Below are 13,244 nucleotides of genomic sequence, written 5' to 3' on the forward strand. Positions count from 1 at the left end.
ATCAGTTTTCCATCAGACCGAGTGACCACACATTCCCCTGAGGGTGGCTGAAGTGGTCGCAGTTCACCTGCACTTGCCCCAGATGGACCAGGAGTTTTCCTTTTGGCTGTTTGCGGATCCCGGACTCACCTCGATAGAAATAGAAGCCCAAGGCAGTGGAGAGAGAGGGGATGGAGCCATCGTGCTTTCTGAATTTCACCTTGAAGCTGTTGGAGCCAGCTTGCGAGGCGGCGGTATACACGTTCGCTCCGAGATCGAGCATTGTGACCGTCAAGGTCGGGCTGCCGACCAGCAGCTGATGCTCCACCAGGAGCGCGCCATTCTCTTCATCCCAGGTGAATTTCAAATCACGGGTGTCCCACTGATCCGAACTTCCTACAACCCACTCTGTGCCGTTGTATGAAATGGTACCCTCCACATCACCCAGCAAAAACAGGGAGGTCAGGCCCGGGTTAGGGGTCTGTTGGTAATGGATCTGCAGGTTCTTGTCCGTTGAACTGGGGGCGACATAGCGCACAATCGCCTCCCGCATCAAGCGCATTCCAGGATGCGTCAGTGTGACGACGCCCTGGGCGCTGATGACCAATTTAAAGCGAAGTTTGTCGAAGTAGTGGGTGTCAAAGTCAAACTCGCCCGTGGCCAGATCCACGCTGAACGAGCACGGTGCCCCCATGGACATCACGGCAAAGTCAGAACCGACTGAGCCTCCGACACTGACACCGTCCATCGCCAGGGTTTCATCAGGTGACAGGATCAGGGCGCCAATCCTCTTCCCCACGTACTTTATCTTCGGGTTGACGCCGCCCTCGATGCCCCGGCTGTTGACCGGAATGTGCGCGGTGTCGCTGATGACGAACCAGTCACCTGCAACGGCTTTATCTCGCCGGAAAGCGGCCGCGCTCAGCGCATATTTGACCCCGTCATTGCCAAAAGGCAGCCCACCTTTGAGCAGCATGTCTTCCACGGTCTTACCGGTGGATGTTCTGACCTGCTCTGCTCCGGTGTTTTCATTGAGCTGCTCTTTGAGCTTCCCGATATCATCCGGCACCTCTCGCATGTCTGCCCATTGGTGGCTGTGTGTTTCCTTGCGGCGGTGATCTGTGATGCGACCGTCAGCCCCGATGGTGGCAATCTTGGCAACAGAGTGCAGATACCCCGACTGGTCCTGATAGTCATTCAGATCGCTGACACTGGTGACGAGAGAGAAACGGTTCTCCCAGGCACTCAGTAATGTGCCGGCACGGAATGCATCCACCCAGACACCGACCGGCTTTGCCCCCGGGTAAACGGTCTGCGCCTTTTCCAGGTGAAGATAGAGTCCGCCCACAATGGCCTTGCCTGGCATCACCTTGTAGATGCCGGATTGCTCGATCAGTTGGAACCCATCGTCAATGAAGCTGTGATGGCCGAAAAGCTGCAGGGCATGCTGGCGCTGCTCCTCTTCCATGCCATTGAGCCGCGCCGAATAGTCAATCTGCCACGTCCCGGCAGCCACGTTCGTCATGGTGGCGTCTGCCGCGCGGTCGTATTCCATCAGCATCGACTTGACCATGGAGTTACCCGTGGTGTTGGTCGAGGCGTCGGTTTTTACTTTTTCCTCCCGGCCCTTGAAAACAATCATGCCGACGATGCCCGTCGCCTTGTTGATGAGGTACATGGCATTAAACGAGAAGTCCCCCACTGTGGTGTCCATCACGATGGTGTAGGCCACGGCGTTGTTGTTGACCCGGCCACGTTGATCGACCGGGTGTCGATGAACGATATATCCCGGCGCCGGCAAGCCGGTGTCAGGGTTGATAGGGACGGTGATGTCGAGATCGGGAATATCTGCCAGCACCACTTCATCGAGCACGACGGGAGACTGGTCGGTTAAGCAACCCTGCCAGTAGGTTTCAAATGCGTTAGTGATGACTTGGCTCATAGGCTCTCCTTATGCTGGAGCTTGGCTCCATAGACGTGCTGGATCATGTGAATTTGTCCTTGGCTTACCTGGCCTTTGGCCTTGTAGGGAATGAGGGTGGCGGCGAACACCTGCTGGTTCATCGAGAACTCGCCCGGGCGCAGTACACCTGCCACCGGATAGACGACCTGAAAACGGTAACGACGACAGGTGCGGCCGTAGTGCTGGATGAGGGTCTCGACGAGTCGCTGGTTGTCAGCGAGGGTGCTGTCGGCCACCTCGATGGTGATGACGTCCCAGGGGGCGCCTTCCTGGCGTTCATGCAGCTCACACCAGCCGATGCCCAGGCGCTCAAAGATGCGCTTGAAACCGGCCACTTCGCCGGAGTCCTGGGCGTTGATGAAGGCGTACTTCACCCGCTTGCGGAACAGGTCAAGCGGCTCCCCCTTGAAGCGGGTGATGTCCCGCTCCCAGGCGATCAGCGCCAGCATGGCCTCCGAGCAGGTCATAGGGTCTTGCTGGGTCAGCGGTTGCAGCAGCCAGCCGCGCAGGCGGCGCCAGAAGGCCATGATGCCTTTGGCCAGGAATGCTGGCTCTTGCACTCCCTCGGCGATGGTCTTGCCGTCTTCCCACCAGGGGGCCGTGCTGTCTGGCAACTGCGGGGCCTTGTCCTGGTGGTTGAGTTCGGTGGTCTTAGTCATGGAGGAACACCTCCAGCGCACTCAGGCGCGGGATGGCGAGGCCAGAGACGATATCCTGCTCGGTGAAATGCAGGCTCTTTATCTCGGTGAATGCCTGATGAAGCTCGCGGCCAAGCTGGCTCAGTGAAAAGCGAGACTGCGGCCATGCCCGGGTCACGGAGGGATAGTCCGCTGACTGACGAAAGGCCGCCTTCACCATCAGCTCCACCTCACGTTTGAGCGTCAGCCGCTGTTCGGCGGTCATGTTCTCGGCCGGCCACAGCTCCAGGTGCAGCGAGTGCTCGGTTTCTGGCATGGCCATCACCTGCAGGTCATCGCCGTGGCCGTGGTTGCCCTGGGTGGTCACATAGTCGTTGAGCTTTTCGATCAAGCTGGCGGGGGTGGTACCCACTTCCAGCAGGATGAATGCATTGGCGGTACCCGGGCCCCGCGGTGCGTCGTGCTCGAAGAAGATGTGGTCGGCGCGGATCCCTGCCACGCTGGCGAGCATGGAGCGATAGATGGCGTCGATGTGATAGCGACCCACCGCCGAGAACTGGTTCTGAATGCGCAGGCCAAGGGCGTCATTGCTCTCGGCATCGGCACCCTGGGTGGTGATCCAATCCCGGTCAGCGTTGCGAGCTGACAGGATGCCGGTCACTGGTTTGCTCAGCAGGTTGTAATAGCCTGGGGCCAGATTCCAAGCGCCGCCGGCGAACTCAGCCTCACAGACTACCTTGGCCACAGCTTCACTGGCGGGGCTCACCACCTCTTGCAGCGGTTTCAGACGGTAGATGGTGCCGTTGATGCGCTCGGTGGTGATCCAGACATCGGCCGGGATGGTGACGGCCTCGCTCGGGTTGACCTTGATGAAGTTGACCAGGCCCCGGGTCTTCTGGGCGGCCTTGCGGGTGAGGTCCACATCCCACGCCTTGAGGTCGAGATAGGCATCATTGGCGGTGGCGGCAAAGCTGGCTGGCAGCACATGGCCCGCCAGCAGGGTGCGGATCAGCCACAGCGCCGGGGTGATGACCACGCCGCGCACCAGACGCCAGAACGGTGAAACATCGCTGTCGTTGGTGATGAGGGAGCCGGCGGCCTCAACCTCCTTCTTGAGCTCGACCTCCATGGCCTGCTCGGTTGTCGGTACCCCGCTTTTCGCCAGCAGGGCCACAAAATCCACGGTTGGGCGCAGGTTCACAGGGTTACCTCCAGATCGCCAAATTCATAGGTGCGGGCGGTGACCAGGATCCGGTCTGGTGCCTCTTCGCTGATAACGATGGTGCCCGGGATCAGGCGCTCGTCGTTCTCGACCAGCAGCTCAATCTCGGTCATCACGTCGGCGCGCAGGGTAGGGCTGCGCTCGCCGATGAGCTTGCGGGCCAGCCCGGACTCCATGATGCGGTGCTTGATGTCCTGGCCGATGCTGTGGCGGTCTTGCGTCATGCGCGGCTGGCCGCCGGCATCGAGCTGCCATGCACCGTCTATGACCAGGATGTCGATGTATTTGGGATCGCTCATCACGGCGTCTCCAACCAAGCGTTCTCGGCCATCTGCTCCGGCGTCATCGGGTTCTGGCTGGTCATGTGCACTTCGCCGATGTGAATGGCCTTGGTCGGCTTCTGGTTGGCGGTCGTCGCGGCCGCATTGGCCTGGATCAGCTGCTGGCCAATGCCACCGGATGGGATGCTGCTCTGGCCTCCCTGGCGATAACGGGCGAGCGGGGCATTGATGTTCTCGGGGTTCGGCAGGTTGAGGTCAGGCATTGCAGAGCTGATATCCAGGTCAACCCCTGGCAATACATTGAGTTTTTCCAGTACCCATTGGATGGCTTTACCCACGGCCCAGATAGGCGATAGCAACAGCTTGAAGACTGTTCCTAGAATGGTTCCAGCTGCCTCCCCGAGTGCGATCATGTTGGTGAAGGCGCCTGAGGCTTCATTGGTTGTTCCAAGCCACTGGGCGATGATGCCGATCAGACTGGATACGCCATCCCAGATCACCGGCAAAATGGCGGCCCAAGGCTCGAATACGGTTGATATAGCTGGGGCCATGGCAGAGATGAGGCCGCTGAAAAATGCTTTGATGGGTTCCCACCACATCACAAGAGCTGCAATGGCAGCGACTACTGCCAGAATGGGCCACGCTAGAGCCCCGAATACGATACCCAGACCCACGACGGCCAACTGAGCCATTCCGACGAGCAGCAACCAAGCGCCGGTAACCACTCCCAGACCGATAAAAGCCAGAGCGGCATAGCTGATCACCTTGGTGAGGTTCGGGAAGAGGTGAGTCCAGCGCAGCACATCATTGGCGCCATCAGCAAAGGCGCCGACCACTGCATTGATGGCGGGCAGCACCACGCCAAAGGCGGCGGCACGGATGGCGAACCAGCCTTGTTCCACCCGCTGCCACTGGTCTGTCATGGAAGCGGCCATCTGTTCGGCCTTACCCATGCCATGGGTGTTGGCCAGCGCGTTGATGTTGGTGGAGAGGGCCTTGGTGTTGGTCATCAGCAGCTTGATCATGGCCACAGCTTCATCCGAACCGAACGCCTTCTTGAGCTCGTCCCCCTCGGCCACGCTCAGGGTCTCGCCATAGCGCAACTTGAGTTTGTCCAGCACGGTCAGCACCGGCAGCATGTTGCCTGCCGAGTCGGTGAACTGCATGCCGAGCGCCTTCTGAGCGCCACCGACACCAGCAAGGAACGACTTGAACTTGGTACCGGCCTCGCCCCCGCTCATGGTGGCTTGCAGTTGGCCGAGTACAGCGAACTGCTCATCCATCGAGATGCCGGCGGCAGTGGCGTTGGCACCAATCGCCCCGAAAGCATCAGCCATGCCCTGGCCGGTGGTCTTGAACATCTGCACGGCAGTGGCGGTTTTGCCTGCCAAATCTTCCACCCAGTTGGCCTTGCCCATCATCTTGGCCTGCTGCTCGAAGATGCCGTACATGGTGCCCATGTAGTTGGTGATGGTGGCGGTGTCGGCCTTGGTGGCCTTGGCCAAGGTGGTCGATGCGCGGGTAAAGGCGGGCAGCTCGTTCCCCTCCAGCCCGGCGATCGCAGACTGGATATCGTAGGAGGAGCGGACAATCTCTGTGGCTGACTGGCCATACTTGACCGAGAGCGCGAGCGCCTCGCGTCCCAGTGCACCGAGTACATCCTTTTTCACATCGAGGGAGGCGACTTCTCCGAGCGCCCTGTCCATCTCGATGGCAGGGCCAAGGGCTGACTGGATGGCCATGCCGCCGGCGGCCAAGGTGGTTGCACCCATGGCCATGTTGCTCCAGCCCTGACGACCGGCCTTGCTGACCTTGTCGATCTGGCTGTTGATGCCCTGCAGGGGCTTGGTGACCTGATCTACCAAGGCCACTTGCATCATCAATTTTTCCATCCAGGCCATCAGTCGTTATCCGTTCAATGCTTTGGCAATGCCCTCGGCCACGGCGGCGGCGTTGGACTCTTGGTTGTGTTTGTCTAACCAAATGGCGCGAGCCAGGCTGTCGAGGTCGTCATCCTCATGGGGCAAGTAGTGGCGCCTCAGTGCCAGTACTTGCTCCAGTTGGTTGCGCTCGATTGCCTCGGCACGCGCGGTCAGTTTTTTACGGTGATTTCCAGATCAGGGGCGAACTCTTTGTTGATCGCGCCCGCCAGCTGCAGCGCGGCACCGGGACGCTTGAGCAGCTCATCGAGCGCCTCTTTGCTCTCGGTGCAGACGATCTTCTTGAGGTAGTTGTGAGCTGGCGCCACCTTGTCGTCGGGCATCATGTCGTTGAGGAAGCCGTTGTAGGCGGTCATGGTCGGTTCAAAGCTGATGTCGGTACCGGCGATGGTCAGGGTGATCTTCTTGCTCATGGGGTGGTTTCCTCTTGGGTTATCCAGTCGTTCAGGGTGTTTAGTTGGGTCTGGCAGCGGCGCAGCGCCGTCTGCAGGGTTGGGATAAACCTCACGGCGTCGCCGTAGGTGGTCCCCGTAAAGTCAGGCTCCGGGCAGTGGGGCACCAGCCCCGGCGGTGGTAGCCGCTTCACTACTTGGGTTTTCACCACTGTGGTGGGCTGGCTTGAGCAGGCGCAGAGCGCCAGCAGGCAAAGGCTCGCGAGCGCAGTCCGGGCGACCTGCCGGTGGCGTGGCCAAGGCTTGTTGCAGTTCATCGGCGGTTTTCCTGTTCTGGTTGTCGAGCTCGGCCAAGGCGGCGTTCTGGGTACCCAGCAACTTGCGCAGCCCGATTTCGTCCCGTTTCAGTGTTTCGATCTGGATGGCCTGCTGGTCGTTGGCCGTCTGCAAGGTGCCGATGGTTTCCGTGGCCGAGGCCAGTTCCTTGCCACGGCTATCCAGCATGCGACCGCCCAGGAACAGGGCGGTACCCATGACCAGTACCAAGCCAAGCAACACGTTGGAGAACAGCTCCTTGAGTGGGTTCATGCTTCCCCCATCGACAACTGGGCAGGCGTACCGACAGGCAGATCACCTACCGACAAGGGCTCATTCAGTGGCCAGCGGTATCCGGTGACGCGGGTCAGCGGGAATTCACGGATGTTCACCTCATCCCCCTGGTTGCCACCCAGCACCAGCAGGTTGCCGGAGGGTGACTTGCCGACCACGAATCCCACATGGCCGCCACCGTCACGGGTGAACACCACCACGCAGCCAAGTACTGGGCGATCAAGTTTTTCGCCCCAGCCCAGGTAACTCTTTGCACTCTCAAAGCGGGTCGATTGGATGCCTACCCGTTCCAGGCAAGCGCCCACGAAGGCGGCGCACCACGGGGTTTCATCGTCTTTGATGCCGCCCCGTTTGATCGCTTTCCACATGTCCAGAATGGCCTGGGCATGTTTGGGCCCTTTAATCTCTCTGAGGCCCAAGTACTTGCGAGCCTCTTCAATCCAGCGCAGCGCCATGTCAGCCCTCCTTCTTGTTGAAAACCGTCTTTGCCCGATCGCGGATAAAGTCCATGCCGAGTAGCCCCACCATGCCGCCGATAAAGGGGGATGCCTCATACGGGACGCCCAGCAGGGTGGTACCGGAGGCTGCGGCCAAGGTGATCAGGCCGCACATGGTCGATTCGATCAGGCGGCGGCGCCCGCCGCCGCCGTCATAGGTGATGCGCATAAACGAAATGCTCAGCGCCAGCAGCGCCCCGGAAACTGCGGGCCAGTTGTCCATCAACCAAGCCAGCAGGGCGGCCCAGAGGGTGGGGTCTTTGTTTGGCATAGGGTTCATATCCCGTTCTCGATGCTTATTGGCCGCGACGCTCTGCGCGGCTCTGGCAGGGCACACACTTGCGTACCCCTGGTACTCGCTGGCGGCGTTCCTCCGGGATCGGGTCGTCGCACGCTTCGCAAAGGTGCAAGCTCTCGCCCTGGTAGTGGCTGCGGCCAAGCTGGTTATCCAACTGGGCCGCCAGCATCCGCTCGGCGTGTTGGGTGGCGCGGTCGATCAGATCCATCCGTTAGCCCTTGAGGTGACGGGTATCGTCATCCGACAGGTACGGCACGCCGTTGATGTGCACGAAGTCGGGGGAGGTGACGAACCCCTTGACCTTGTGCACCCCCTTGCTGCCGCCCTTGGGATCGACATCGAGCAGATCAGAGATCGTCAGCTTTACGCCGAAGGCTTCCACTTTCATGATCTCGTCGCCGGTGTCGGCGTAGAACAGCACATCGTCCGGCTTCATACCGCGCCAGCTACCGGCCCGCTTGGCCGCATCGCCCAGCAGGGTGAAGTTCTTGGCGTCGACCTCGAACTCCAGCTCTGCGGCCACATCCCCATCGACATATCCATCAGGGATGCCACGGGTTTGCGCCACGGCGCTGTTGTCGGTGATGGAAAGGCTGGCCTTCTCGATGTGCACCATGGTGCCCATCAGGGTGGTGTCGAAGGACTGGCCTGAAATACGGCGGGTCATGGGTTAGCCCTCCCCGTTGTTGAGGCTCAAATCGAGCATGATGTTGACGGTGATCCCCTTCGGACAATCGACGGTGCGCACCACCACATAGATGGAGACCAGGTTCTTGGCGGTCCACTTGATGGTGATGTCGCCATCCTTGGGGGAGGCGATGTCGCCCGGGAACGGCTGGCCGTTGATGGTGGTAGCGCTGGCCATCTGACGCAGGTCCTTGCCGAAGAACATAACGGCGGCGGCGGTGCTGCCCGGGGTGGAGTTGAACGAGCGGTCACCGATGCGGGCGATGGCGCGCAGGCGCATCCGGCGGGCGACCTTGTAGGCCACACGCAGGTTTTCGATCACCTGGTAGTCGCCACCCTCGGCGTCCAGGGTGCGGCCATCGGCCCAATAGACACCGTCATAGTCCGGGTACCACATCGGCACCGAGTAGCGGCTTTGTTCCAGGGTCTGCAGGGTGGCCAGCGGCAGTTCGGTGCCGTCCTTGTCCTTGGGGGTAGCGCCAAGGCCGACCACGGCGCCGGTTTTCACCCGGCAAGGGCTATCAGCGATGCTCACTGCCCGGTTGCACAGGCGGCCGGCGTAAGCCCCGATGAGGTTTGGCCACAGCTGCGGGATCAGGGAGACCGATTCAGCCGCGATGCCATTCTGCAGGGCGGCCAGTTCTGCTTCGTATTCGCTCCAGTCCTGACCGCCCTCGGTGGTGGAGACAATGCCCGGCACCGCCAGCAGCATGGCTTGCCAGCGACCCCACTTGGCGATCAACTCCTGATTGAGGGCGTGGGCGGCGTTGATTTTGGGCGCGTCCCACTCCTGCCCCAGCACCACGACTGCCTCGAATGACTGGGTTTTCTGGGCGGTGCGAACGGCATCCTTCCAATCCATGTCGGTCGGTAGCACGAAGGCGGCGGCCGTCCAGTTCTGGCCGGCGTTGTCTCGGGCGGCCAGCAGGTTGGTTTTCAGTTCGCTGTCAGCCTCGCCCAGCAGCGTGTCAAAGTCAGACTGGGTATTGAGCGAGAGCAGCTTGTTGGTGTTGGTCGGCGCACTGCCGATGAACAGCAGGTGACGCTCGACTTCCGTCACTGGCCCCTGCATCTGGTTCAAGTTGTTGATCTGTACATAAGGCCACATGGCGTTATTTCCCCTTCATGCCTTGCTTGTTGACGTCCCAGCCGTAGTTGATGCTTTGCAGCGCTCGGGCAAAGGCCTGTTCGCGTTGCTTGGTGTTGGCGCCCAGGAACGGGCGGGCTGGCAGCTGGATCTCCCAGCTCTCTTTGACCGGTTCATCCTTGAGCTTCTTGATCAGCAACCCTGCCTGGGCGTAGTTGAGGTTGCCCGTTATCCAGCCCAGCGAGGCCGAGCGGTATGCCCGCTTGCGTTTGCCAGGGCGCCTGAACCCCAATTCCCGCAACTTGCGGGCTTGTGCCTTGCTGGCTTGCTTGTTCTTGCCGCCATCGCTGGGGGCAATGCGGCGCCGGCTGATTGCCGTCACCTTGTAGGTGTGCCCCTTCTGGTGGGTATTGGCGATCACCCCGGCGTGGGCGCTCATGGTGCCCTTGGTGAAGCCCAGTTCTGCCACGTCCTGGCGGGGCTCGCGGATCAGCAGCAGCTTGGGCAGGCCACGCAACATCTTGCGTTTGCCCCGCTTGCGCGGCGCCCACGGCTGGCCGTTGGGGTCTTGTTGCTGGCGCACGTTACGGGCTGCCAGCTTCTTCATCTCATTGGCCGCTCGCCATACCAGGCGCTTGCGCTTCTTGGGCGGCAGGGCCAGCAGGTTGAGCTGGTCTTTGCCACGACGGGTATCCAGCGTGATGCTGATCATGACGGGTCACCGATCTGGTGATGGCCGGTATCACCCACGTTCAGGTCGATATGGTCAGCCACCCAGATTTCATACGGACCCACTTCCCAGCGTTTGCCCACCCAGTTGATCCGGCCTTGCGGATGCTCGATAAGGCGAAGCGGCTCGGTAAAGGCGAGCTGGATCTCGAGATCGGCTGTCTTCTCATCGTTCGGGGTGACGGCGTACTCGGGATCGTCCAGCGCGAATTTCTCGCGGAATGGGTCGTTCTCCTGCACCCAAGAGGCGACAGCGGCCAGCACAATGGTCGGATCCAGTTCGCGAAACGGCAGCTGCTCGATGGTGAACACCGCCTGATAGGTGAGCCATGCCACGTCCACTCCGGTGGGGCCCATGTTCTTGGGCTCCAGCCGGATGGTGCCGTTCTCCATCCAGCTATCGAGCGTCTTGTGGGATTTGGCCGGCAACACACGCAACAGCTCGGCGTGGAGCGCATGCAGGAAGTAGCCCTGGGCCTGTTGCTCGTTCATGTCGTTACTCATATCAGCGAGACCCCAGCACGGCGCTTGCCCTTGATGCTGCGTACCAGCTGCTGACTCTCTGCCAGCAGTTGGGCGCGTTGGTCTGGCGAACGCTCTACCTGGTTGTTGGCGGTCGCCCGCTCGGTGACGCTGGCGAACTCGGGTAGCAGCGCGGACTTGGCACGGGCAAAGACGGCGGCCAGGTACTGCTCGGTCAGGGCATTGGTGCCGCCTTCCAGGCTGGGCCCGGGTACCTCGGCGGCGGTGGTGTAGCCCTTGCCCAGCAGCGTGGCCTGATGGCTCGCCAGCTGCAGGTTGATTTCAGAGACGGCGGCCAGCAGGGCTGCGCCGGTGGTCTGGGTATCCAGATCGGCAGGCAGGGCGCGGCGGCGCTCAAAATCGGCGACGGCCACATCCGGCCAGAACCCGTCATTGCGGATAGTGGCGGTGCTGTAGTCGATGTCCTTGCCTGTAAACATGTCTGGACCCCTGTTGATGCTTGCCAATGTGAACACCACTGCCCCGGTTGCTCGGGTCGCCGATGGCGCGGCGAGAAAAGGTGCACCCCTGTAGCCACGGATCACAGGATTCGGCGCGAGCCTTGCGGCTGGCCTATCCTCCCCGCCGGGGTGCGGTGGCGCGGAGAGTCTTATTGCTCCGGATTCAGCGCCCGCAGGCGCATGGCAATCTTTTGGCGCAAGGTGCCGACGCCCACCTTGCCGTGCAGCTTGTCGGCCTGGGCCAGCCAGTGATCGGCTTGTTCCAGGGTGGCGCTGTCGCCCACGGCGCTCGGGCGGGGCTGGCCGTCGTGGTCACGTAGCAGCAGGCAACCCGCCGCCTTGAACCATTTGGCGGTCAACCGCTCGTTGAGGCGCCAGTCATTGCGCACCTTGTCGAACACCCGGGAGAACCAGGGCTCGACCGCATGGCCTTCGGCGGCTTGTTTCTCGGCCCACTCCAGCACGGTGTCGGCCACGAAGTGGGCCCAGTCGCGCTTGATGTTGTTCGGGGTGCGCTGCCCCTGGGCAATGGCGAGCTCCGCCCAGGCAATGCCAGCGTCGAAATCGCCAACGTCAAAGGCCCAAATGATGAGGCGCTGAAACAGCTCGTTCTGGTAGGGCTGGCCCGACTCAGCGACAGCAGCCAGATAGCGCTCCACATAGGGGCGGTACTTGGGCATCAGCTCATCGCGTTTCATATTCACCCGGTCACCGATGCGAGCCAGTTTGCGCAGCCGGACAATGTCCTGTTCCAGGGCAACCAGTTGCAGGTGCAGGCTGTCAGCCACTGCACCGGTGGCCATGCCAGAGCAGGCGGCCTGCTCGGCCCCCTGCATGGCTTGAACGCGCTGCTTGTGACGTTGACCGGGTGAGCTCATGAATTAACCGCCGACTTCTTCTGGCTTGGCACCGATGACGATGTCGGCCTCTTCAAAGCCGCCATAGGCCTTGTGTTCGCCCAGGGCGTAGCCTTCCATACGCCAGTACTGGTTATCGAAGCTCTTGCTGTCCTGGTTATCGTCGGCCTTGCGCTTGCGGGTGCCGCGCTGGGTGTAGCAGTGCAGGTTGTCCAGGGTGGTGACCACCATCCGCTTGCCCGGGAAGAAGGGCGGGATGTAGGACTTGCGACCGGCGATGGTCTTCTCCAGCTGCTGAGCGGCGATCTGCTCGCTCGGCTTGGTGGCTTCGCTGTAGAGCTTGGCTTGGGAAGCGGAGACTAGGTCGGTACCGACCAGCACAACCAAGCGAGGGTCCTGGCGGAACAGGGGATCGATGGTGCTGTTGATGAGGTCAGAGGCCATCTCATCCAAGGTTTTGTAATCGCCCTTGCCGTCCGGGTCGAAGTAGATCTTCTTGCCAGCCTCAGCCTTGATGATCTGGCTGCCCCCTTTCCACTCGCGGGCAATCTGATGCCAACCCTTGTTGACGTCTTCACCCAGCGGTTTCTCGGTCGGATCGGTGGTTTCTGCGGCTTCTACGCCGTTCCAGCCGACTCGCATCATATCGAGGGCGAATGCCGTGTTGACGAACTCGCCAACCAAACGGATGAACTCGCCCTCGCTGCCTGCGTTCGCCCAGGTGCAGAGAGTGGCCCATGACAGGGAGGCGCAGGAGTCGGTTTCTTTCAGAACGTAGTTATTTCCATCTACACCCACTTCACCCTTGAAGCGACCGCCTTTCTTGCGGCCGGTGTAGAGCTGGCCCACGCCCACTTGCACCACTTGCCCAGTAATCTGGTCTACGTCCAGACAGGTAATCATGCCCAGGAACTCGACGGAGGCGAGCAGAGCAGAGCGCAAGGTCGTTTCTACCGGACCAGTGACACTGAATTGTTTGGGCAGCTTGGTAATGTCGATGCCGTAGGCCTTGGCCAGAGCATCGCAGTACTTGCTCAGGCGCTGTTCGGCCTGAACGGTCAGGGTTTGGCTCACTGAATGCT

General features: G+C 61.1%; 19 protein-coding genes. All 19 read right to left on the reverse strand.

Translation table 11 applies throughout. The features are described from left to right. Position 1: 1 nt before the first annotated feature. A complete protein-coding gene (locus tag CK910_RS08300) occupies positions 2–1,921 on the reverse strand; it encodes a phage tail-collar fiber domain-containing protein (RefSeq protein ID WP_098982164.1) in 1,920 nt (639 codons plus the stop codon). Next, entirely contained in the window at positions 1,918–2,601 is a 684-nt protein-coding gene (locus CK910_RS08305) for a phage tail protein (RefSeq protein ID WP_098982166.1), read from the reverse strand. Before CK910_RS08305 ends, CK910_RS08300 begins: the two co-directional genes overlap by 4 nt. Then, complete coding sequence (locus CK910_RS08310; protein ID WP_098982168.1) at positions 2,594–3,781, reverse strand: baseplate J/gp47 family protein; 1,188 nt, start codon at positions 3,779–3,781, stop codon at positions 2,594–2,596. The genes CK910_RS08305 and CK910_RS08310 overlap by 8 nt, the downstream gene beginning before the upstream one ends. After that, positions 3,778–4,101, reverse strand: a complete 324-nt coding sequence (locus CK910_RS08315; RefSeq protein WP_005892386.1) for a DUF2590 family protein — start codon at positions 4,099–4,101, stop codon at positions 3,778–3,780. Before CK910_RS08315 ends, CK910_RS08310 begins: the two co-directional genes overlap by 4 nt. After that, positions 4,101–5,984 carry a phage tail tape measure protein gene (locus tag CK910_RS08320; RefSeq protein ID WP_098982171.1) on the reverse strand — a complete coding sequence of 628 codons (1,884 nt, stop codon included), beginning with the start codon at positions 5,982–5,984 and terminating at the stop codon, positions 4,101–4,103. The genes CK910_RS08315 and CK910_RS08320 overlap by 1 nt, the downstream gene beginning before the upstream one ends. 6 nt (positions 5,985–5,990) lie before the next feature. After that, a complete protein-coding gene (locus CK910_RS24635; protein WP_373353910.1) occupies positions 5,991–6,179 on the reverse strand; it encodes a DUF6890 family protein in 189 nt (62 codons plus the stop codon). Further along, the gene (locus tag CK910_RS08325) at positions 6,176–6,436 is read right to left on the reverse strand and encodes a putative phage tail assembly chaperone (RefSeq protein WP_098982173.1); all 261 of its coding nucleotides are present in this window, start codon (positions 6,434–6,436) and stop codon (positions 6,176–6,178) included. The genes CK910_RS24635 and CK910_RS08325 overlap by 4 nt, the downstream gene beginning before the upstream one ends. Continuing rightward, positions 6,433–6,627: an Rz1-like lysis system protein LysC gene (lysC, locus tag CK910_RS24165; RefSeq protein WP_253852847.1), complete on the reverse strand. Its 195-nt coding sequence runs from the start codon at positions 6,625–6,627 to the stop codon at positions 6,433–6,435. Before lysC ends, CK910_RS08325 begins: the two co-directional genes overlap by 4 nt. Further along, positions 6,560–7,003: a hypothetical protein gene (locus tag CK910_RS24300; protein WP_098982176.1), complete on the reverse strand. Its 444-nt coding sequence runs from the start codon at positions 7,001–7,003 to the stop codon at positions 6,560–6,562. Before CK910_RS24300 ends, lysC begins: the two co-directional genes overlap by 68 nt. Further along, positions 7,000–7,479 carry a TIGR02594 family protein gene (locus tag CK910_RS08335; protein ID WP_098982178.1) on the reverse strand — a complete coding sequence of 160 codons (480 nt, stop codon included), beginning with the start codon at positions 7,477–7,479 and terminating at the stop codon, positions 7,000–7,002. Before CK910_RS08335 ends, CK910_RS24300 begins: the two co-directional genes overlap by 4 nt. A 1-nt stretch (position 7,480) precedes the next feature. Continuing rightward, complete coding sequence (locus CK910_RS08340) at positions 7,481–7,792, reverse strand: phage holin, lambda family (RefSeq protein WP_042654648.1); 312 nt, start codon at positions 7,790–7,792, stop codon at positions 7,481–7,483. A 25-nt stretch (positions 7,793–7,817) separates the two neighbouring features. After that, a complete protein-coding gene (locus tag CK910_RS08345) occupies positions 7,818–8,027 on the reverse strand; it encodes a TraR/DksA family transcriptional regulator (RefSeq protein WP_005892365.1) in 210 nt (69 codons plus the stop codon). 3 nt (positions 8,028–8,030) lie between these two features. Next, positions 8,031–8,486, reverse strand: coding sequence for a phage protein (locus CK910_RS08350; RefSeq protein WP_098982181.1), 456 nt, complete (start codon positions 8,484–8,486; stop codon positions 8,031–8,033). 3 nt (positions 8,487–8,489) lie between these two features. Next, positions 8,490–9,614, reverse strand: coding sequence for a DUF2586 domain-containing protein (locus CK910_RS08355; protein ID WP_098982183.1), 1,125 nt, complete (start codon positions 9,612–9,614; stop codon positions 8,490–8,492). A 4-nt stretch (positions 9,615–9,618) separates the two neighbouring features. Next, positions 9,619–10,305, reverse strand: a complete 687-nt coding sequence (locus tag CK910_RS08360) for a phage virion morphogenesis protein (protein ID WP_098982185.1) — start codon at positions 10,303–10,305, stop codon at positions 9,619–9,621. After that, positions 10,302–10,814 carry a phage tail protein gene (locus CK910_RS08365; protein WP_098982187.1) on the reverse strand — a complete coding sequence of 171 codons (513 nt, stop codon included), beginning with the start codon at positions 10,812–10,814 and terminating at the stop codon, positions 10,302–10,304. The genes CK910_RS08360 and CK910_RS08365 overlap by 4 nt, the downstream gene beginning before the upstream one ends. An 8-nt stretch (positions 10,815–10,822) precedes the next feature. Then, the gene (locus CK910_RS08370; protein ID WP_098982190.1) at positions 10,823–11,284 is read right to left on the reverse strand and encodes a head completion/stabilization protein; all 462 of its coding nucleotides are present in this window, start codon (positions 11,282–11,284) and stop codon (positions 10,823–10,825) included. A 170-nt stretch (positions 11,285–11,454) separates the two neighbouring features. Further along, positions 11,455–12,183 (reverse strand): terminase endonuclease subunit, encoded by a 729-nt coding sequence (locus CK910_RS08375; RefSeq protein WP_098982193.1) that lies wholly within the window; start codon positions 12,181–12,183, stop codon positions 11,455–11,457. Between the two features lie 3 nt (positions 12,184–12,186). After that, entirely contained in the window at positions 12,187–13,236 is a 1,050-nt protein-coding gene (locus tag CK910_RS08380; RefSeq protein ID WP_098982196.1) for a phage major capsid protein, P2 family, read from the reverse strand. Between the last annotated feature and the right edge of the window lie 8 nt (positions 13,237–13,244).

Origin of the sequence: Aeromonas sp. CA23, from assembly GCF_002587065.1 — a bacterium.
Taxonomy (GTDB): domain Bacteria; phylum Pseudomonadota; class Gammaproteobacteria; order Enterobacterales; family Aeromonadaceae; genus Aeromonas; species Aeromonas bestiarum.

Excerpts from the sequence above, each read along its gene's own strand:
- CK910_RS08300 (WP_098982164.1), bottom strand. The coding sequence starts at position 1,921 with ATGAGCCAAGTCATCACTAACGCATTTGAAACCTACTGGCAGGGTTGC.
- CK910_RS08305 (WP_098982166.1), bottom strand. The coding sequence starts at position 2,601 with ATGACTAAGACCACCGAACTCAACCACCAGGACAAGGCCCCGCAGTTG.
- CK910_RS08315 (WP_005892386.1), bottom strand. The coding sequence starts at position 4,101 with ATGAGCGATCCCAAATACATCGACATCCTGGTCATAGACGGTGCATGG.
- CK910_RS08320 (WP_098982171.1), bottom strand. The coding sequence starts at position 5,984 with ATGGCCTGGATGGAAAAATTGATGATGCAAGTGGCCTTGGTAGATCAG.
- CK910_RS08325 (WP_098982173.1), bottom strand. The coding sequence starts at position 6,436 with ATGAGCAAGAAGATCACCCTGACCATCGCCGGTACCGACATCAGCTTT.
- CK910_RS24300 (WP_098982176.1), bottom strand. The coding sequence starts at position 7,003 with ATGAACCCACTCAAGGAGCTGTTCTCCAACGTGTTGCTTGGCTTGGTA.
- CK910_RS08335 (WP_098982178.1), bottom strand. The coding sequence starts at position 7,479 with ATGGCGCTGCGCTGGATTGAAGAGGCTCGCAAGTACTTGGGCCTCAGA.
- CK910_RS08340 (WP_042654648.1), bottom strand. The coding sequence starts at position 7,792 with ATGCCAAACAAAGACCCCACCCTCTGGGCCGCCCTGCTGGCTTGGTTG.
- CK910_RS08345 (WP_005892365.1), bottom strand. The coding sequence starts at position 8,027 with ATGGATCTGATCGACCGCGCCACCCAACACGCCGAGCGGATGCTGGCG.
- CK910_RS08350 (WP_098982181.1), bottom strand. The coding sequence starts at position 8,486 with ATGACCCGCCGTATTTCAGGCCAGTCCTTCGACACCACCCTGATGGGC.
- CK910_RS08355 (WP_098982183.1), bottom strand. The coding sequence starts at position 9,614 with ATGTGGCCTTATGTACAGATCAACAACTTGAACCAGATGCAGGGGCCA.
- CK910_RS08360 (WP_098982185.1), bottom strand. The coding sequence starts at position 10,305 with ATGATCAGCATCACGCTGGATACCCGTCGTGGCAAAGACCAGCTCAAC.
- CK910_RS08365 (WP_098982187.1), bottom strand. The coding sequence starts at position 10,814 with ATGAACGAGCAACAGGCCCAGGGCTACTTCCTGCATGCGCTCCACGCC.
- CK910_RS08370 (WP_098982190.1), bottom strand. The coding sequence starts at position 11,284 with ATGTTTACAGGCAAGGACATCGACTACAGCACCGCCACTATCCGCAAT.
- CK910_RS08375 (WP_098982193.1), bottom strand. The coding sequence starts at position 12,183 with ATGAGCTCACCCGGTCAACGTCACAAGCAGCGCGTTCAAGCCATGCAG.